This is a genomic window from Micromonospora sp. NPDC049049 (assembly GCF_040649115.1).
Taxonomy (GTDB): domain Bacteria; phylum Actinomycetota; class Actinomycetes; order Mycobacteriales; family Micromonosporaceae; genus Micromonospora.
The window spans coordinates 176,221-194,927 of record NZ_JBEZEX010000011.1 but is presented as its reverse complement, the minus strand read 5'-3'; the positions used below and the strand labels follow the sequence as shown (position 1 = coordinate 194,927).

The 18,707-nt window shown below is 69.0% G+C and carries 15 protein-coding genes; 7 read left to right on the top strand and 8 right to left on the bottom strand.

Annotated features, from left to right (window positions below):
• Positions 1–118: 118 nt before the first annotated feature.
• A complete protein-coding gene (locus tag AB0B68_RS14505) occupies positions 119–1,621 on the bottom strand; it encodes a glycosyltransferase 87 family protein (RefSeq protein WP_357207711.1) in 1,503 nt (500 codons plus the stop codon).
• 126 nt (positions 1,622–1,747) lie between these two features.
• Positions 1,748–4,051, bottom strand: a complete 2,304-nt coding sequence (locus AB0B68_RS14500; protein ID WP_357260265.1) for a transglycosylase domain-containing protein — start codon at positions 4,049–4,051, stop codon at positions 1,748–1,750.
• Between AB0B68_RS14500 and AB0B68_RS14495 the strand changes: the two genes are divergently transcribed.
• Positions 4,014–4,724 carry a hypothetical protein gene (locus AB0B68_RS14495; protein WP_357207717.1) on the top strand — a complete coding sequence of 237 codons (711 nt, stop codon included), beginning with the start codon at positions 4,014–4,016 and terminating at the stop codon, positions 4,722–4,724. The genes AB0B68_RS14500 and AB0B68_RS14495 overlap by 38 nt on opposite strands.
• Before the next feature lie 139 nt (positions 4,725–4,863).
• On the opposite strand, the gene AB0B68_RS14490 is transcribed toward AB0B68_RS14495, so the two are convergent.
• Positions 4,864–5,313 (bottom strand): DUF5318 domain-containing protein, encoded by a 450-nt coding sequence (locus AB0B68_RS14490; protein ID WP_355004535.1) that lies wholly within the window; start codon positions 5,311–5,313, stop codon positions 4,864–4,866.
• 175 nt (positions 5,314–5,488) lie between these two features.
• Here AB0B68_RS14490 and AB0B68_RS14485 point away from each other — a divergent pair, with 175 nt between their 5' ends.
• Together AB0B68_RS14485 and AB0B68_RS14480 are read left to right on the top strand one after the other, a co-directional pair.
• Positions 5,489–6,127 carry a PadR family transcriptional regulator gene (locus AB0B68_RS14485; protein WP_030331823.1) on the top strand — a complete coding sequence of 213 codons (639 nt, stop codon included), beginning with the start codon at positions 5,489–5,491 and terminating at the stop codon, positions 6,125–6,127.
• Positions 6,128–6,150: 23 nt separating this feature from the next.
• Positions 6,151–7,230 (top strand): inositol-3-phosphate synthase, encoded by a 1,080-nt coding sequence (locus tag AB0B68_RS14480; protein ID WP_091396616.1) that lies wholly within the window; start codon positions 6,151–6,153, stop codon positions 7,228–7,230.
• A gap of 62 nt (positions 7,231–7,292) precedes the next feature.
• Here the strand turns inward: AB0B68_RS14480 and AB0B68_RS14475 are convergent, their stop codons facing one another.
• The 3 genes from AB0B68_RS14475 to AB0B68_RS14465 all read right to left on the bottom strand — a co-directional run bounded on the left by AB0B68_RS14475 (position 7,293) and on the right by AB0B68_RS14465 (position 8,564).
• Positions 7,293–7,679 carry a hypothetical protein gene (locus AB0B68_RS14475; RefSeq protein WP_357208243.1) on the bottom strand — a complete coding sequence of 129 codons (387 nt, stop codon included), beginning with the start codon at positions 7,677–7,679 and terminating at the stop codon, positions 7,293–7,295.
• Positions 7,676–7,882 (bottom strand): ribbon-helix-helix protein, CopG family, encoded by a 207-nt coding sequence (locus tag AB0B68_RS14470; protein ID WP_088987059.1) that lies wholly within the window; start codon positions 7,880–7,882, stop codon positions 7,676–7,678. Before AB0B68_RS14470 ends, AB0B68_RS14475 begins: the two co-directional genes overlap by 4 nt.
• 202 nt (positions 7,883–8,084) lie before the next feature.
• Positions 8,085–8,564, bottom strand: coding sequence for a methylated-DNA--[protein]-cysteine S-methyltransferase (locus tag AB0B68_RS14465; protein WP_357208246.1), 480 nt, complete (start codon positions 8,562–8,564; stop codon positions 8,085–8,087).
• 98 nt (positions 8,565–8,662) lie between these two features.
• On the opposite strand from AB0B68_RS14465, the gene AB0B68_RS14460 reads away from it, so the two are divergent.
• A complete protein-coding gene (locus AB0B68_RS14460; protein ID WP_357208251.1) occupies positions 8,663–9,220 on the top strand; it encodes a hypothetical protein in 558 nt (185 codons plus the stop codon).
• A 28-nt stretch (positions 9,221–9,248) separates the two neighbouring features.
• Positions 9,249–10,772: an SPFH domain-containing protein gene (locus tag AB0B68_RS14455; RefSeq protein ID WP_357208249.1), complete on the top strand. Its 1,524-nt coding sequence runs from the start codon at positions 9,249–9,251 to the stop codon at positions 10,770–10,772.
• A 126-nt stretch (positions 10,773–10,898) separates the two neighbouring features.
• On the opposite strand, the gene AB0B68_RS14450 is transcribed toward AB0B68_RS14455, so the two are convergent.
• On the bottom strand, positions 10,899–12,977 hold the full coding sequence (locus AB0B68_RS14450; protein ID WP_357260262.1) for a S8 family serine peptidase: 2,079 nt from the start codon (positions 12,975–12,977) through the stop codon (positions 10,899–10,901).
• A 303-nt stretch (positions 12,978–13,280) separates the two neighbouring features.
• Entirely contained in the window at positions 13,281–14,741 is a 1,461-nt protein-coding gene (locus tag AB0B68_RS14445) for a CCA tRNA nucleotidyltransferase (RefSeq protein WP_357205167.1), read from the bottom strand.
• 126 nt (positions 14,742–14,867) lie between these two features.
• Between AB0B68_RS14445 and murJ the strand changes: the two genes are divergently transcribed.
• Positions 14,868–16,619, top strand: a complete 1,752-nt coding sequence (gene murJ, locus AB0B68_RS14440) for a murein biosynthesis integral membrane protein MurJ (protein ID WP_355004542.1) — start codon at positions 14,868–14,870, stop codon at positions 16,617–16,619.
• 445 nt (positions 16,620–17,064) lie between these two features.
• Entirely contained in the window at positions 17,065–18,672 is a 1,608-nt protein-coding gene (locus AB0B68_RS14435; RefSeq protein WP_357205163.1) for a protein kinase family protein, read from the top strand.
• Positions 18,673–18,707: the final 35 nt, after the last annotated feature.

Below are 18,707 nucleotides of genomic sequence, written 5' to 3'. Positions count from 1 at the left end.
CCACCGCCCCGGCCGACCTGCTGGTGGAGGCGAGCGACGGCGCGCCGAGCGCCCGCCCGGAGCCGGGCGGGCTCCCCCGAAAACCTGACGTGGTGCCGGCCGCGGTCGGCTTGAGGGGTCAGGTGGTGATCAATTCCACGGAGGGTTCGCTTCTCGCGGGGCGGCGCCAGCGGTCTATCCAGGGGGCGTCCGGGGCGCCGTCGAGGACCCCGCCGTCCGGGTCGTCCGGGTAGGTAGCCCGCACCGCGTCCTGCTCAGGGTGCAGGATCTCCTTGACGACGAACACGCAGAGCACCACCACAGTGGCCAGTCGCAACGTCGAGGCCAGCACGAACACCCCCTCCGGGAAGACGGGCTTGCTGGTTGCCGCACCGAGCAGTTCTCCGTAGAAGGCGACGAAGTAGCAGACCTCGGCGATCTGCCAGGCCAGGAACGCGCCCCACTTCGGCCGGGCGAGCACCACCAGCGGGAGCAGCCAGAGCACGAACTGCTGCGACCAGACCTTGCTGAAGATCAGGAACGCGGCGACCACCAGGAAGGCGAGCTGACCCAGCCGGGGTCGGCGCGGTGCCCGCAGCGCCAGCACGGCGATGCCGAGGCAGGCCAGCCCGAACAGCGCGTACGAGACGGTGTTGAGGGTCGGGATGTTGGCGTTGAGCCACTCGAACGGGCCGAGGCTGCCGGGGTCGTTACCGACCTTGCCGTCCAGGTAGCGCCCGATGTACCAGAGCGTGCCCCAGTCGATCGGCCGGGTGGTGTTCAGCTCGAAGAACCGGTCCCAGTTCTCCGGGTACGCCCGCGCGGCCGGCAGGTTAACGAGGACCACCGCCGCGACAGCCGTCCCGATGGCGATGAGCGCGGCCCGAACCCGGTCGGCCCGTAGCGCCAGGATGAGGATCGGCCCGAGCAGGAACAGCGGCCAGAGCTTCGCCGCGCCGGCCAGACCGAGCAGCACGCCGGCCACCGCCGGTCGTTTTCGGGCCCAGGCGAGCAGGCCGAAGGCTGCCAGCCCGATGGCGAGCAGGTCCCAGTTGACGGTGGCGGTGAGCACCAGAGCCGGGGCGAGTGCGAACATCGCCGCGTCCCAGGGTCGTCGTCGGCGCAACGACAGGATCACCGCCACCGTGGCCACCGCGAGCGCGCCCAGCACCAGCGCGTTGAGGTTGTAGAACCACTGGCCCTGGTTGATGCTCGGGTCGCCGTCACCGATGGCGTGCACCGGCAGGCCCAGCGCCCCCATGAAGTAGCCGGTCAGCACCGGGTACTCGACCGGGTGGTCGCGGTAGGGCACCTTGCCCTCGTTGAGCCCTTCGGCGTAGTAGAGGGCGAGGACGTCGGTGTAGCAGAACCGGGTGTACTGGACGTTGTTCTGCCAGGCGCCGTTCTGGCAGGGCGACTTCTGCACCCAGTGCAGCGCGAGTGTGAGGCACACCAGCGCCAGCACGATCCGCGCGGCCGTCCAGAAGCGATGCTCCCGACCGGCCGGCCGGTTCAGCGCTGTCGCGTGGTCGCCGAGCGGCCCGCCGATGACGCTGGAGATGCCGCGGACGAACCCGTCGGAGCGGGACGGGTGATCAGTGGTTCCGGCGTCGTCGATGCCGGGCGTCGACTGGGTGCTCATGAAGAGGCATCCTGCCGTACGACAGGGGTGCCCGTCCCGTCCCGGCGCGGAGTTCCGGGTACGAAAACGCCGCCGCCGGCCGGGACGTGTCGTCCGGCCGGCGGCGGCGTCGTGTGCTGGTGCGGGTCACTCCCGGTTGGGTGGCAGGCTGGGCAACAGCCCGCCACCACCACCACCTGTGCCGCCGCCGCCCGGATTACCGCCGGGGTTACCGCCGGGGTTGCCCCCAGGGTTGCCGCCGCCGGGGTTGCCGCCGCCCCCGGGGTTGTTGCCTCCGGGGTTGCAGAGGATGTCGATCAGCGGGTTACAGGGTTGTCCCTGACCGGGCTGACCCCCCGGGTTCGGCGGTGGCGGCGGGGGCGGCGGCGCTTCACCGTTCCCGGAATCCGGATCACCGACGTTCGCCGCCGGCGGGAAGTCAACCTTGGGCTTGCCCTTGAGCGCCTCGTTCATGAACCGCTCCCAGATCTCACCCGGGAGGTTGCCACCACTGACCTTGGTGCGGCCGTCCTTGAGGATGAGTGGCTTCCGTGCCCCCACGTTGCCCACCCAGACCGCAGTCGCCAACTGCGGCGTGTAGCCGATCATCCACGCGTCGCCGTTGTCCCTGCTGTCGTCCTTGAGTTCCCAGGTGCCGGTCTTGGAGGCGGCCTTGCGGCCGTCGTCGAGGCGGTGGTTGACAGCGGCCGGGTAGTCCTTCAGCACCGACGTCACATCGTCCACCACGCTCTTCTCGATTCTCCGCTTCGAGTCGAGCTTCTCGCTGTAGACCTTGTCCCACTTACCGGTGTTCGGGTTCTGCTTCTCCACCGAGTAGAGGAAGTGCGCCTTGTTGTAGACGCCCCCGTTGGCGAAGGTCGCAACGCCGTTGGCGTGGTCCAGCACCGTGATCGGATACTGGCCGTAGCCGACGACGTTGAAGAACGGCTCCGGCGTGATGTCCTTCGCGTCGGTCTTCGTCAGGTCGTAGGCCTTGGCCGGGTTGGTGTCAGTGCGCCACATGGTGGTGACGCCGGCCTGCTTGGCCATGTCGATGACCTTGTCGGCACCGATCTCCTCGGTGACGTAGTAGAACGGCACGTTCAGGGACTTGAGCGTGGACACCCGCAGCGTGCAGGAGTTGCCGCAGCTGGGGTTGTCGGTGCCGGCGTTGCTGACCTTGAAGGTGCCCTCCGGCTTGAAGGCCTTGCCCTTCCAGCGAGACTCGAGCGCCTTCTTCTCCTTGAGCGCGGCCGCCAAGGTGTAGATCTTGAAGCTTGAACCTGGCGAGTGACCGCCGCTGATCGCCCCGGTGGAGTCGGTGTTCTTACCGGCGTAGTCGGTGCCGGTGCCGTTGTCACCGCCGTAGTACGCGACCACCCGACCGTTCGTGGGATCGATCGACACCACCGCGGCCATGATGTTGGAGGGCTGACCGGCCAACTCGGAGCCCTTGGACTTGCGCTGGGCGGTCTCGACCGCCGCCGCCTGCATCTTCGTGTCCATTGTGGTGCGAATCCGGTAACCGCCAGACATCAGCGCCTGGGAGCACGACGGCTTGGTAGCTGTCACCTCCGTGTCCTTCTCGACACAGATACCCCTGTCCCGCATTTCCTGCCGGACGTAGTTGATGACGTTGCCGTATGGCGTGTCGACGCCGAAGTCGACGCCGATGCCGCCCTTCTTCGGGGACTTGATGGCCTTCAGCGGGTACTCAGCAGGACGCGGCTCCATGCCGGGTACACCCAGCCAGCCCTCCTTGACCATGCCGTCGATCACGTAGTTCCAGCGATCCTGTGCGGCGGTCGGGTTGATGGCCGGGTCGTACCCCTGGTGGGTGGAGCTGGGTTCTGGCTGCTTGATCAGAGCCGCGAGGACGGCACCCTCGGCCGGGTTGAGCTTGCTCACCGACTTGCCGAAGTAGGTCTGCGCTGCGGCCTCGATGCCGTAGGCGCCCCGGCCGAAGTAGATCACGTTGAGGTAGTGCTGCATGATCTGCGGCTTCGTGTACTCGTCGTTGAGCTTGGAGGCGAAGATCGCCTCCTTCACCTTCCGGGCGTACGTGTCGTCCTTCAGGTTGTCGTAGGCGTTGCGCGCGTACTGCTGGGTGATGGTGGAGGCACCCTGCTTGTCGCCGCCGGAGAGGTTGTTCCAGCCGGCCCGGGCGATGCCCTTGTAGTCCACACCCGAGTGCCGGTAGAAGTTCCGGTCCTCGGCTGCGGCCACCGCCTTCTGCACGTGGTCCGGAATCTGGTCGATGGTGACCAGGGTCCGGTTCTGATCGCCCACCTTCGCGATGATCGTCTTGTTGTCGAAGGCGTACAGGGTGGTCGCCTGCGGCGGAGTGATCTCGTCCGGAAGCACCACGTTCGTCGAGTAGTAGGTGAACCCGACCACGCCGATGCCGGCGAGCATGACGAAGACGGCGAACCCGGCGATCAGCAGGTTCATCCGCTTGCGCTTCTTCGCCCGCGCTGCGGCGCCCGGGTCGCCCGGACCACGGCCGCCCCGACCGGGACCACCAGGGCCGCCCGGCCCACCGGGACCCCCAGGGCCGCCCGGCCCACCGGAGACCGGTGAGACGCTCGCCCGCGCGACCGCCGCACGACCACCGACCGACGCGGACCCGACGCTGGCCCGGCCCGCCGAGGCGGTGCCGACCGAGGCCGCACCGACGGAGGCGGCACCGACCGCAGCCCTACCTGCGGGCGCGCCCGGCGCCGGGGAGACGGGCACCGAGGCCCGACCGGCGCCGGCGCGGCCAGCTGCCGCACCAGGTGCCGGCGACACCGGCACCGAGGCCCGACCGGCCCGGCCGGTCGCTGCCGAACCCACCGACGCGGACCCGGCGGCCGCGCTGCCACGCGGCGGCACCGAGGCGGAGCCACCGACCGTGGCGCGGCCACCGGCAGCCCGGGGCGTCACCGAGGCGCGGCCCGGGGTTGCCGCGCCGGAGTCACCGCCGGGCCGGCGGTACGCGTCGTCCGCGCCCGGTCCGGGGTCACCGTCCGGCCCCGAGTACTGGGCCCGCCCGCGCGCAGAACTGGGATCACCGTACGAGTTCATTCCTCACACCCTGCCGGTCGCGGTGGGGCGCGGCTGCGCCGCCACCGGGTTGCCGTGAGTTGCTTCACCCGGGACGCCGGCACGGGGGTGCCGACCGACCGGGGTCATTGCCGTATCAATCGGGCCAATCGGGCGAACAAGCGGTCGGCCGTCCCGGGTTTCGTCTGCCACTCCGGGGCCGGTCCAACCAGCTGATGTCACCGTTGCGCCTCTCGCCTCCGCCGACCGGCGCCTTCGGCGCCCGCCGCGTCCTGCTCGCTCGTGCCGTCGCTGTCGCCGGTCAGACCGTCCCGGCCGAGCAGGTACTGCTCGACGAGATGGTTCCAGTCACAACCGAGGCACACCTCCACGACGAAGACCTGGAACTCACGCAGCGTCATCGCCAGCACGGGCAACTCGGCAAGTGTCCGAGCCTGGCCGGCGGACTGCTTGAGTTCGTCACCGTAAATGTAGTGGACCAGCGTCAGGTTTTCGCTGCGGCAGATCGGGCAGCGCCGGTCCGTCGGCTCTCCGTGGAACCGAGCGGCGTTCTTCAGGTACGGCGACGCGTCGCAGACGTCGTACGTGCCGACCCGGCCGGCCAGGAGCTCACGCAGCACTGCTCGCTTCTGAAGCGAGTAGTCGACGACCTGGCGCTGCGTACGCATGCGGAGAAGGGTACGCGGTCCGAACCGAGCAGGCGACCACGCTCACAATCCGTGACGACGACATCTCGGAACGGGGGTTTGCCCTGGCCCACGCGACCCGCTAACGTGCGATGTATCGGTCCGATACATCGCGGCGGTTACCACTCCACGCCGGAGGGTAAAGAGAGGGTGGCCAGTGCTTGAGTTCGCCATCCTCGGCCTCCTGCAGGAGTCTCCGATGCACGGCTATGAGCTGCGCAAGGAGCTGACCGCCAAACTCGGCGCGATCCGGGCGGCGATCAGCTACGGCTCGCTCTATCCCACGCTACGCAGGCTTCAAGCGGCGGGATGGATCACCGAAGCTGCTGAGACACCCGCCACTGCCGAGGAGGTTCCCGCGCTGACCAGCCGACGAGGTCGGGTGGTCTACAAAATCACCGCGGAAGGCAAGGAACGCTTCGCCCAGCTGATCGCACAGGCCGGACCCGAGACGTACGACGACACGGGCTTCGGAGTGCACTTCGCGTTCTTCGCCCGGACCGACCAGGCGACCCGACTGCGCATTCTGGAGGGTCGCCGCCGCAAGATCGAGGAGCGTCGCGAAGGGCTTCGTGACGTGCTGGGCCGGGCAGCCGAGCGCCTCGACGCTTACACGCTGGAACTGCAGCGCCACGGCCTTGATGCCTGTGAGCGCGAGGTCCGCTGGCTGGAGGAGCTCATCGCCAACGAGCGCTCCGGCCGAGCCCCGACGGTCCCGAACATAGGGACAGCCGGCGGCCGACGAGAAGACAACAGCCCGCCTCCGCCTGGAGAGACCAGGAATGAGCGGCCGTGACAGAAAAGAAGGAGGCAGACGCTATGGGCTCCGTCCGCGTCGCCATCGTCGGTGTGGGTAACTGCGCCTCGTCCCTGGTTCAGGGCGTCGAGTACTACCGGAACGCCAACCCGAACGACCGCGTCCCGGGTCTCATGCACGTCGCCTTCGGCGATTATCACGTCAACGCCGTGGAGTTCGTCGCGGCATTCGACGTGGACGCCAAGAAGGTGGGCATGGACCTCGCGGAGGCGATCGTCGCCAGCGAGAACAACACCATCAAGCTCTGCGACGTGCCGCCGACCGGCGTCAGCGTGCAGCGCGGTCCGACCTTCGACGGTCTGGGCCAGTACTACCGCGAGATCGTCGAGGAGTCGGACGCCACCCCCGTCGACGTGGCGCAGGCGCTGCGCGACGCACAGGTCGACGTCGTCGTCTGCTACCTGCCGGTCGGCTCCGAGCAGGCCGCCAAGTTCTACGCCCAGGCCGCGATCGACGCCGGCTGCGCGTTCGTCAACGCCCTGCCGGTCTTCATCGCCTCCGACCCCGAGTGGGCCAAGAAGTTCGAGGACGCGGGCCTGCCGATCGTCGGTGACGACATCAAGAGCCAGGTCGGCGCCACCATCGTGCACCGTGCCCTCGCGAAGCTCTTCGAGGACCGCGGCGTCGAGCTGCTGCGCACGTACCAGCTCAACTTCGGCGGCAACATGGACTTCATGAACATGCTGGAGCGCAAGCGCCTGGTCTCGAAGAAGATCTCGAAGACCCAGTCGGTCACCTCGCAGATCCCGCACGAGATGAGCAAGAGCGACGTGCACATCGGCCCGTCGGACCACGTGCCGTGGCTGGACGACCGCAAGTGGGCGTACATCCGCCTGGAGGGCCGCTCGTTCGGTGACACCCCGCTCAACGCCGAGCTCAAGCTCGAGGTGTGGGACTCTCCGAACTCGGCCGGCGTCATCATCGACGCGGTCCGGGCCGCGAAGATCGCCCTGGACCGGAAGATCGGCGGCCCGATCCTGTCGGCCTCGTCGTACTTCATGAAGTCCCCGCCGGTGCAGTACGCCGACCACGACGCCCACCAGGCCGTCGAGGAGTTCATCGCCGGTGAGGTCACGCGCTGACGCGCTGATTCATCAAGCACGTGGAAGGGCCGGGTCCGTGCGGACCCGGCCCTTCGCCGCGTTCAGCTCGACATCTCCAGGTACGGCGACAGCCGCAGCGCCAGCTCGTCGACGGAATCGATCTCACCGCTGGCCAACGCGTCGGTGAGTGCCATCCGCTCCTTGGCCGGCATGTGTAGCACCACCCCGCAACGGACCAGGAAGATCCGCATCGCTGCCCAGGCGAGGCCGGCGTTCCACATGTCGAGCGGCCGCCAGATCATCAATCCGTGCATCAACGCCGCCGCCCTCTCCAGCACGGTCGGGTAGACGGCCCGACCCAGCATCCGGGCGTGTGGGCGGGCCGCCGCTGCGACGAGGATGCCGCCGTCCCTGACCCGGCTGTGCTGGCCCGTGTGCTCGGACAAGAGGATCAACAGGTCTTCCGGCTCGGGCCACGGTTGATTCACCGGTCACCCAACATCTCGAAGAACTCGGCGTCTTCCTCCAGGACCCGCCGGGCGGCCTGGCGGGTCCACTCGTTGCGCTCCTGACGCTCGAGGTATTCCTGGATCGCCACCTCGACGGTCTTGTGCATCGAACGGTGTTCCGCCTCGGCCAGCTCCCGAAGGCGCTGCTCGACCTCGGGCTTGAGCGTCAGAGTGAAGGCCATACCGTTTTTGTATAACTCTTCCGGGGGTACGTCAACCAGACTCGACACCATCTCTTGCCTCCATCTCCGCAGCCAGCACGTTCGCGTTTCGACCAACGCACATGCAGAGACCGAGGTACGGAGACAAAGGGTCGAAATGTGTAGCGATCGTCACGTGTTCCTCTCCGGCGCGGCGGCCAGGCGTGACGGGATCGGTCGAAGGTCAGGACCACGCGTGTCGCAGCGCGACGGCGGCCTCCAACTCCAGCAGCTTGACCTTGCGAGGCAGGCCACCGCCGAAGCCGACCAGCTTGCCGCCCGCCCCGACGATCCGATGACACGGCACGAGCACCGGGACCGGGTTGCGGTTGCAGGCCACTCCCACCGCCCGCGCCGCCCCCGCATCGCCGACCAGCCGCGCCACCGCGCCGTACGTGAGCGTCTCCCCGTACGGGATCCGCGTCATCTCCCGCCACACGGCGCGCTCGAAGTCGGAACCGCGCGGCACCGACACCGGAACGGTGAACGTGGTCAGCTCACCGGTGAAGTACGCCCGCAGCTCGTCGACGGCCTGCCGGGACAGCGCGTCGTCGGGCTCGTCGGTGGCCGCCTCGAGCCGGCCGAAATGGGCACCACAGACGCTCGTGCCGTCGGTGGCCACGGAGAACTCACCGATCGGTGAGTCGAGCACGGCCCAGCGCATCCACCTATTCTCCCCGACGCGGACCATCTCGCCGGCCCGGCCTCCGGCGTCGGGTAGAGCGCGACTCCCGACCCGCAGCGGTAGATCATCTTCGCGTCCTGTCAGGCCGTTCGGCGTTGCGCGGCGTCGATACCGTCAAGGTCGTGGCAACGGGGACGCTCATCTTTCTGATCATCGGCGGGGCGGGCATCGGCGTGCTCGCGCTCGCGCTGCTCGGCACCGAGCTGCTCCACTTCGGGCACGCCGACGTGGACGGGCCGATCTCGGTCGAGACGGTCGCCGGCTTCGCCGGGGCTTTCGGGTTCGGCGCGGCCATCGTCAACGAGCTGCTCGGTGCCCGTACACCTGGCATGGTCGTCGGGGCGGTGGCCGGCGGCGTGCTCGCAGCCGTGCCCACCGGCTGGTTGGCGTCCCGGCTGAGTCGGGCGGCGCGGAACATGCGCACCGACCCCACCCCCACCCGCGACGACCTGGTCGGCGCGCTCGGCCTGGTCGTCACCCCGGTGCCAGCCAACGGGTACGGCGAGGTCCGCATTCGCCTCGCCGGCCAACCGGTCAAGCTCAGCGCCCGCGCGGACCAGCCGATCCCGATCGGCGCCCAGATCTTCGTCGTGCAGGCGCTCAGCGAGACCAGCGTGCACGTAGAGACCTACTGATCTCCCCCTCACAGACGGGACTATTTATATGGCCCTACTCATCGCCATCGGTGGCGCGGTCCTCCTCGTGCTCATCCTGGTGTTCTTCGTGCTCTCCAGGATCAAGGTGGCCGGCCCGAACGAGGCGTTCATCGTCACCGGTCGCAAGGGCCGCACCACGCACACCGCCGACGGCGGGCGGTCCACCGACACCTCCGGTCAGAAGGTCGTGCTGGGCGCTTCGGTGTTCGTGCTGCCGGTGGTGCAGAAGCTCCAGTCGCTCGACCTGTCCAGCCGGCGGATCGACGTCGGCATCCGGGGCGCGGTGAGCAAGCAGGGCATCCGCGCCGACCTGCACGGCGTGGCGATCGTCAAGGTCGGCGGGACCGAGGACGCGATCCGGGCCGCCGCCCAGCGGTTCCTGCACCAGCAGGACGAGATCGACAACTTCACCCGGGAGGTGCTGGCCGGCGCGCTGCGCTCGATCGTCGGGCGGCTCACCGTCGAGGAGGTCATCCGGGACCGGGCGGCGTTCGCCAGCGCCGTGGCCGAGGAGGCCGAACACTCGATGACCAACCAGGGTCTGGTGTTGGACACCTTCCAGCTCCAGGACATCCTCGCCGAGGGCTCCTACCTGCAGGACCTGGGTCGGCCTGAGGCCGCCCGGGTGCTCAAGGACGCGGCGATCGCCGAGGCGCGGGCCCGGCAGCAGGCCGAGCAGGAGCGCCTGCTCGCCGAGGAGGCCATCGCCGAGGCGAACCGGAACCTGGCCCTCAAGCAGGCCGGCATCCAGGCCGAGATCGACGCGGCTAAGGCGAAGTCCGCGGCGGCCGGACCGCTCGCCCAGGCCGAGCGGGACCAGGCGATCCTTTCCGAGCAGCAGAAGGTGGCCGAGCGCAACGCCGAACTCAAGCAGCGCCAACTCGACACCGAGGTTCGCAAGCCGGCCGACGCGGCCCGGTACAAGGTGGAGCAGGAGGCCGAGGCGTCCCGCAACGCGGCGGTGCTGCACGCCGACGCGCAGCGCCAGTCCGTCATCGCCGCAGCGCAGGCCTCCGCCGAGCAGGCCCGCCTCACCGGTGAGGGTGAGCGGGCCCGACGGGCCGCGCTCGCCGAGGCCAACGCCATCGAGGGTGCCAAGGAGGGTGAGGCCGAGCAGCGGCGACGCTCCGCCATCGCCGAGGCGGTGGAGCGGGAGGGCCAGGCCGAGGCCGCGGCCATCCTCGCCAAGGGTGAGGCAGAGGCCGACGCGATGGCGCGCAAGGCCGAGGCGTTCGCCGCGTACGGAGAGGCGGCCGTGCTCGACCTGCTGGTCAAGGTGCTGCCGCAGGTCGTCGAGGCGGCCAGCGCGCCGATCGGGGCGATCGACAAGATGACCGTGATTTCCACCGACGGCGCGTCGTCGCTCACCAGGTCGGTGGCCGGCAACGTGGCCCAGGGCCTCCAGCTCGGCAGCGATCTCACCGGGATCGACCTGCCCGGACTGCTGGCACGGCTCGGTGCTGGACGGAGCGACGCCACCGCGCCGGTCACCGGGGGCGGCACTGTGGACGGCAGCACCGTCTCGCGCTGAGCGCGCACAACCGGCGAGAGTCAGGGCTCTGGCCGGCACGGATCACCCACCAACGGCCGGCGCCCGCCGGCACCGCCTCCCGAGGGAGGGGTGCCGGCGGGCGCCGGTGGTGATTCCGTGGTTGGTTCAGGCGTGGTTCATGACGAAGCGCTCGCCCGCCGAAAGGCCGAAGTCCGGGCTCCAGAAGTCGAAGTCCTTGTTCGGGATCAGCTGGCTGGTGCCGGCGCTGCCGGCGCTGACCGCCTGCCCGTCGACGTTCGCGTAGATCCAGCCCGACCCGTCCGTGGCCCCGACACCCCGGTGCCAGAAGGTGAAGGCCTCCCAGGCATTGATTCCGGCGGCCGAGGCAACCATCGGCTTCGATCCGGCGGAGGTCGCCGAGACGAACTTGCCGTTGGCCAGCGAACGCAGGCCGAAGTAGCCGTAGTAGTCCAGGTCGTACAGCTCGAACTTCTCCCAGGTGCTGACCTTCGTGGCCACCGGGATCAGCGGCTTGCTTCCGGCACCGTCAGCGGAGACGAACTTGCCGCTGGCGGAGGACTTGAAGCTGACGAGCAGGTTCGTCTCGAGGTCGAACTTCTCCCAGGTGCTGGCGTTCGTCGCGCTGGCAATCAGCGGACCACCGTTGCTGGGGGCACTGACGTACTTGTTGTTGACAGTGGCCCTCAGGCTCACGGTGCCGTCGGTCTGGTGAACAAGCTGGAATCTCTCCCAGGTGCTCACCGACGCGGCAGCGGCGATCAGTGGCTTGCTGCCGGCACCGTTGGCGCTGACGTACTTACCGTTGACGTTCGCCCGAAGTGCGACCAGGCCGCTGCCGAGGTCGACGATGTCGAGCTTCTCCCAGCCGCCCAGCACCGGGCCGACAGCGGCCAGAGGCTTGCTGCCCGCACCGTCAGCCGAGACGAAATAGCCGTTGGAACGCGCCAGCAGACCGTGCGCGGTGCGCGCGGGAGACAGGGCCGCCGCGACGTTGAGCAGACGGTCCACTCCGCCCTGCGGGTTCAACACAGCGCCAGCGAGCCCTCGGGTCACGATCGTGTTGCGCACCTGGTTCGGTGACCACGTCGGGTTCGACTGAAGCAGCAGCGCAGCGGCGCCGGCCACGTGCGGCGAGGCCATCGAGGTCCCGCTGAAGGCCACCGACCCGTTGGTGGTTCCGCTCGCCGCGGAGACGATGTCCACGCCCGGAGCCCAGACGTCGACACACGGACCGTAGTTCGAATCGAAGTACTCGGTCGAGGCGCGACGGTCGAACCTGTCGGTGGCTCCGACAGTGATCGCCGCCGATACCCCGGCCGGGGTGTACGAGCAGGCATCGTCCGCTTCGTTGCCGGCGGCCACCGCGTAGGTGAGACCGGTGGCGATGGAGTTGCTGACCGCCATGGAGATCGCCGGGTAGTCCGGGTTCTCCGGCCCGCCGAGGCTCATGTTGACCACGGCAGGCTTCTGCGCGTTGGCGGTCACCCAGTCGATCCCGGCCACGACTTCCTCGGTGGTGCCAGCACCATCGCAGTCGAGGACCCGGACGGCGACCAGGCTCACGTCCTTGGCCACGCCGTACTTCGTGCCGCCGACGGTGCCCGCCACGTGCGTGCCGTGACCGTGGCAGTCCTGCGCCACATTGTCCCGCTCGATCGCGTCGTAACCGTTGGAGGCGCGGCCACCGAAATCGCTGTGGCTGATGTCGATGCCAGTGTCGACGATGTACGCCTTCACCCCGGCACCGGTGTTGGGGTAGGTGTAACTGCCATTCGGCTTGGGCGAAACCTGATCGATCCGGTCCAGGCCCCAGGAGGGAGGCGAGCTCTGCGTTCCGCTCGCGTGGACGCGAACCACCGGCTCCACGGATGCGACATCCGGGTCGGCGGCCAGCCGGCCTGCCTGCTTCGCGGTCATCGCGGCGGAGTAGCCGTTGACGGCGCTGCTGTACAGCCGGCGGACGCTGCCGCCGTTCTCCTTGGCCAGAGCCGAAGCGGCGGCCTTGATCTTGGCGGGCGTGGTCTTCTTGTCCTTGAGGACCACGATGTAGCGATTCGGAACGACCTCGGCGGCCTTGGCTTTGGCCAACCGGCCGTCCGCCTTGGGGGCGGTCAACTTGCTGGCGGGCTTTGGCGCCAGCGGAGCGGTCGGTTCGGCCATGGCGGCCCCACCGGTCGCAGCGGTGACGATGATGGTTGCGGAGGCGAGAGCAACGCTCGCCACCGCCGAGCGGCGTATTACGCCACGGCGTTTCACTAGGTGATCTCCCCGTTTGATCGTCGCCCGTCCAGTCCGGACGGCGGACGGGCGGTGGGGTCGGCGGCGGTGTCGATGCACCGGTAGCCGACGGACGCCCAGTCATCATGGACGACGATGAAAGCGCTACACCTCAGCCATTCGGTCGATCCGCTCGCGTTTCGTCGTCGACCGGACAGCTGCGCGTCGCTGTCGGCGACGTCCTGAAGTGACGGTTCCCGCCACCTCACCGCGGATCGCGCTACCTGACCAGCATCGAAGTGGAGCGCGTCAGCCGAGGATGCCCTCGGCGCGGGCCCAGCGCAGCAGCTCCGCCTCGGCGGCGTCGCGGTCCAGCGGCCCCTGCTCGAGACGTTGCTCCTTGAGGTGCTTCCAGGCCCGCCCGACCACCGGCCCCGGCGGTACGCCGAGCAGTTCCATGATCGCGTTGCCGTCCAGGTCGGGTCGAACCCGCGCCAGGTCCTCCTCGGCCGCGATCCGCGCGATCCGATCCTCCAGCGCGTCGTAGTCCGCCGCGAGCTGGGCGGCCTTGCGCCGGTTGCGGGTCGTGCAGTCAGAGCGGGTCAGCTTGTGCAGTCGGGGCAGCAGATCACCGGCGTCGGCGACGTAGCGGCGCACCGCCGAGTCGGTCCACTCGCCCCGCCCGTACCCGTAGAAGCGCAGGTGCAGCGCGACCAGCGCGGTCACCTGCGCGGTGACGTCCTTGGGGTAGCGCATCGCCTTCATCCGGGCCTTGGTCAGCCGGGCGCCGACCACCTCGTGGTGGTGGAAGCTGACCCGGCCGTCGGACCCGACCGCCTTCGTCGCCGGCTTGCCCACGTCGTGCAGGAGGGCGGCCATCCGCAGGATGAAGTCGCAGCCCTCCTCCTCGTAGGAGACCGCGTTCTCGACGACCGTCAACGTGTGCTCGTAGACGTCCTTGTGCTGGGCGTGCTCGTCAATCTCCAGCTTCAGCCCGGTCAGCTCCGGCAGGAACCGCTCGGCCAGCCCGGTGTCGACCAGCAGCCGCAGCCCGGTGATCGGGTCCGCGCCGCAGAGCAGCTTGGTGAACTCGTCACGGATCCGCTCGGCGGTGATCCGGTCCAGGTCGGCGGCCATCTCGGTCATCGCCCGGTGCACATCCGGGTGCACGGCGAAACGCAGCTGGGCGGCGAACCGGGCGGCCCGCAGCATCCGCAGCGGGTCGTCGCCGAACGACTCACCAGGCGTGCTCGGGGTACGGATCACCTTCGCCGAGAGATCCTCCAGCCCACCGTGCGGGTCGGTGAACCGGTGGTCCGGCAGGCTGACCGCCATCGCGTTGATCGTGAAGTCGCGCCGCTTCAGGTCCTCGTCGAGGCTGGTGCCGTACACGACCACCGGGTTGCGGCTGACCTGGTCGTACGACTCCGCGCGGAAGGTGGTGATCTCCAGTCGGAGGCCGTCTCGCTGGGCGCCGATGGTGCCGAACTCCCGACCGGTCTCCCAGATCGACTCGGCCCAGCCCTTGATGATCCGCAGGGTCTCGTCGGGGTGCGCGTCGGTGCAGAAGTCGAGGTCGTCCCCGAGTCGACCGAGCAGGGCATCCCGTACCGAACCACCCACCAGGTGCAACTCGTGACCGGCGCGGACGAAGCGGCGGCCCAACTCGTCGGCGACCGGGGACACCCGGAGCAGTTCGGCGACGGCGTTGCGCTGCGCGGCGGTGAGTTCGCGGCGGTCGGCGGCGTGAGGAGCGGAGGCGTCGGACATGGGATCGCCAGCTTATCGGGCCGGGGTGTGATCCGATCCGCCGGGCGCGGGTAACGGGTGGGGGTTGACTATGGTCTGTGGCGTGCGGGTCGGTGTCCGACTCGACGTACCCCTGGGAGGCTGGAGATGAGCGGCGGGCTCTACCGCAGCGCCAACGCCGCGAATGACGGCGATCCCGGTGTCCGTCCCGGGGATGGCGCCACCTTCATCTCCGCCGAGCCGCTGAACCAGCCGGCCATGGAGTCGACCGCGCCGCCGCAGGAGCAGGTGGGCGAGGCCAGCGCGGCGGCCAACAGCGCGGTGATGGCGATCGGCAGCCTGGTCAGCCGGGGTACCGGCTTCCTGCGCACGTTGGCGTTGACCGCCGCGCTGGGTGGGGCGCTGGTGGGTGACGCGTACACCACGGCGCAGATCCTCCCGGGGATGGTCTACGAGTTCCTACTCGGCGGCATCCTCACCAGCGTGCTGATCCCGGTGTTGGTCCGTCGGCGCAGGGTCGACACCGACGGCGGGCAGGCGTACGCCCAGCGGTTGCTGACCCTCGCGGTGCTGACCCTTGCCGGCGCGGCGCTCCTCGCGGTGCTGTCGGCGGGACTGTTGACCAAGCTCTACGCCGGTGACGACACCGGGGAAGGCTTCCGGAGTCTGGTCAAGGCTCTGTCGTACCTGATGCTGCCGATGATCTTCTTCACCGGTCTCAGTGCGCTGATCAGCGCGGTGCTCAACACCCGGGGGCACTTCGCCGCACCGATGTGGGCGCCGATCCTCAACAACATCGTGGTGATCGCCACCGCCGGGTTGTACATCGCGATCTTCGGCGCGGAGATCGTCAAGCCGGAGGAGATGACCCCCGGACGGATCCTGCTGATCGGTGGCGGCACCCTGCTCGGCGTCGCGATTCAGGCCGCCGGGCTGCTGCCGGCGTTGCGCAAGGTGGGCTTCCGGTGGAAGTTCCGGTTCGATTTCCGCACCCTCGGCCTACGGGAGCTGGGGCGTCTCGGCGGCTGGATGTTCTGCTACGTCGCGGTGAGCCAGGTCGGCCTGATCGTGCTGTTCAACCTGCTGAACCGGGCAGGCAAGGAGAACGCCGCCGGCCCGCTGATCTACAACAACGTGTTCCTGCTGCTGATGATGGCGCACGGCATCATCGCCGTATCGATCATCACCGCGCTGATGCCCCGGATGAGCGCGGCCGCCGCCGACGGCCGGTACTCCGACGTCGCCGCCGATCTGTCCCGGGGTACTCGCACCGTCTCGGCGGTGCTCGCCCCGATCGCGGTCTGCTACGCGGTACTGGCGACTCCGCTGGCCGTGACGTTGTTCCGCTACGGCGCGTTCACCGACGAGAACGCGGCGGACACCTCGCTGGTGCTGCTCCTGGCGGCACTGGCGTTGGTGCCCTTCGCGATCAGCCAGCTCTTCACCTTCGCCTTCTACGCCCTGCCGGACACCCGCACCCCGGCGCTGATCAACATTCCGGTGGTCGCCCTGCGGATCGGCGTTCAGGTGGTGCTCTACGTGGCCTTCGCCGCCCACTTCGCCGCGGCCGGGATGATGATCGGCAACGCTGTGTCCTACCTGGCGGCCGCCTTCGCCTCCGCGTGGCTGCTGCGGCCCCGAGTGGGCCGGATCGGAATGGGTGCCATCCTGCGCACGCTCGGCCGAGTCGCGGTCGCCGCGCTGGGCGCCGCCCTGGTCGGCCTCCTCGTGGTGAGTCTTCTGCCCGGCGGCGACCGGCCGAGTTGGATTCAGGCCGTTGTGCAGCTCGTGGTCGGCGGCGTGGTGATCGGCGGGACCTATCTGGGTCTGGCCATGCTGCTGCGGATCGGGGAGATCACCGAGGTGGTCGGTATGGTTCGCCGCCGCCTCGGTCGCTGAAAGTCCGCATCCGATTACAACAAGTTGGCACTCATACGGAATGTGACTACGGATCACCAGGCTGGGGATGCGCCTGTGGATAACTCCGCGATTCGCCGGTCAACCGCCGCTTCGGCCTGTGGATAACCAACCGTACGGCTGAGGGTGGCGACCCGATCGGTGGGAACGTACGGGGCGACGCGAGCGCCACGCCAGCCCAGCCCCGGCGTCGGTCACTTGCGGTGAAGCCGTAGATTAGCTAGTACATGTGCCAGCAACGTGGCTGACAACGGTCGTAACCGGACGAGTTCTTCGACAGCCAGAACCCCGCCAGGTACGGCGGGAAGATGACATGTCGGAGAGACGGGCAACCCGGGTAAGGTCGCTCTCGACGGGTACGGCAGGGGCCGACGCTGGGCGTCGACACCGGTCGGCCGGTTCCTTCAACGGCAGAGCGGGAAGCCACATGCCCAGCAGTTCGGGTTCATCGATCGACACGATCACCGAGGGAGGACGGGTGACCCAGGTCGGCGAGGGTCAGGAGGCAGACGAAAGCGCTCCTCCGGTCATGACCTTCGGTGCTCCCACGGCCGGTGAAGTCCTCGCCGAGCGGTACGAACTGGTTGAGCACATCAACAACGACAGCGCGGGTCGGCTGGTCTGGCGCGGGGTCGATGTCATCCTGCGCCGTCCCGTTGCCGTCGTGCTGCGTTACCCGGGTGGCGACTCCGCCACCGAGATGCTTCAGGCCGCCGTCGCGGCCAGCCGGGTCATCCACCCCAACCTGGTCGGCGTCTACGACGCGATCGACGAGGCCGACCGGGCGTACGTGGTGCGCGAGTGGGTCGACGGGCAGTCCCTGCGGGACCTGGCGACCGACGGCCCCCTGGACCCGGCTCGGGCCACCGCGATCGGCAACGCCGTCGCGAGCGCGCTCGCCGCGGTGCACGCCACCGGCATGGTGCACGGCAACGTCCACCCCGGCACCGTCATGATCAGCGATGAGGGTCGGGTGGTCCTGGCCGACGCCCGCACCGATGGCGCCGACAGCCAGGAGAACGACATCCGGGCGGTCGGCGGGGTCCTCTACTTCGCGCTGACCGGCTCCTGGCCGCACACCGAGGCGCCACTGCATGGTGCCACCGCCGGCCACGGCCGCGCCGCCATCCCGGACGCTGTTCGGGACGCCGGGGGTGCCATCGCCGCACCGCGCCAGGTCCGGGCGGGCGTTCCGGCGTACCTGGACGACCTGACCATGGACCTGCTCGACGCCGAAATCGCGCCGCCGTCCTCCGACGTGCTCGCCGCGGAGCTGGCGCGACTGGACGTGCCTGCCGAGGATGAGCACTACCTCGACAACAGCGGGCCGCTGCGGTTCGCCGCCGAGACCGGGGAAGAGCCGTCGCCGCTGGCCGCGGCCGGGGGTCGCAAGGTCGCCGTCGGCATCGCTGGTCTGCTGGCCGTCGCCCTGGTCGGTCTGCTGATCGGGATCATCGCGTTGGGCGGCGACGACGAGGACCCGCAGTCCAACCCGGTCGCCGCGCCGACCTCCAGTGCCCCGGCCGGCGACGCCACCCCGGCCGCCGCGGCGACGCGCAAGCTGACAGTGAAGAACGTCCGGATCATCGACCCGGACAGCAAGGACCGCAGCGAGGTCAAGGACGCCGAGAAGGTCATCGACGGTGACGAGGACAAGGGCTGGGAGACGGAGACGTACGTCAACAAGCCCAACTTTGGCAACCTGAAGAAGGGCATGGGCGTCTGGATCGACCTCGGCGAGCCGCACACCGTCAAGTCGGTGCAGGCAGTGTTGTCGGCCACCAACGCGTCCGCTCAACTGCTCGCCGGCACGACGACCTGGCCGTCCAGCTCCAGCGGTGACAAGCAGTTGGTCGCGAGCTACAAGACCGCCATCGGCCAGCCGTTCGAGGACCACGACGGCACCACAATGACCTTCAACGGCTTCGACGCCGACAAGAAATACCAGTACCTGCTGTTCTGGATCACCGAATTGGCTCCGGTCGAGGGTGGGTTCAAGCTGGGGGTGCAGGAGATTACGGTCCAAGGGTCGTGAGCCGCGCGCCACGATCCGGGCATCGCACGCACTGG

Coding starts and splice junctions, on each gene's coding strand:
- AB0B68_RS14500 (WP_357260265.1), bottom strand. CDS start 4,051: ATGAACCTGCTGATCGCCGGGTTCGCCGTCTTCGTCATGCTCGCCGGC.
- AB0B68_RS14470 (WP_088987059.1), bottom strand. CDS start 7,882: ATGGCCTTCACTCTGACGCTCAAGCCCGAGGTCGAGCAGCGCCTTCGG.
- AB0B68_RS14480 (WP_091396616.1), top strand. CDS start 6,151: ATGGGCTCCGTCCGCGTCGCCATCGTCGGTGTGGGTAACTGCGCCTCG.
- AB0B68_RS14455 (WP_357208249.1), top strand. CDS start 9,249: ATGGCCCTACTCATCGCCATCGGTGGCGCGGTCCTCCTCGTGCTCATC.
- AB0B68_RS14445 (WP_357205167.1), bottom strand. CDS start 14,741: ATGTCCGACGCCTCCGCTCCTCACGCCGCCGACCGCCGCGAACTCACC.
- AB0B68_RS14490 (WP_355004535.1), bottom strand. CDS start 5,313: ATGCGTACGCAGCGCCAGGTCGTCGACTACTCGCTTCAGAAGCGAGCA.
- murJ (WP_355004542.1), top strand. CDS start 14,868: ATGAGCGGCGGGCTCTACCGCAGCGCCAACGCCGCGAATGACGGCGAT.
- AB0B68_RS14435 (WP_357205163.1), top strand. CDS start 17,065: ATGCCCAGCAGTTCGGGTTCATCGATCGACACGATCACCGAGGGAGGA.
- AB0B68_RS14505 (WP_357207711.1), bottom strand. CDS start 1,621: ATGAGCACCCAGTCGACGCCCGGCATCGACGACGCCGGAACCACTGAT.
- AB0B68_RS14495 (WP_357207717.1), top strand. CDS start 4,014: ATGACGAAGACGGCGAACCCGGCGATCAGCAGGTTCATCCGCTTGCGC.
- AB0B68_RS14465 (WP_357208246.1), bottom strand. CDS start 8,564: ATGCGCTGGGCCGTGCTCGACTCACCGATCGGTGAGTTCTCCGTGGCC.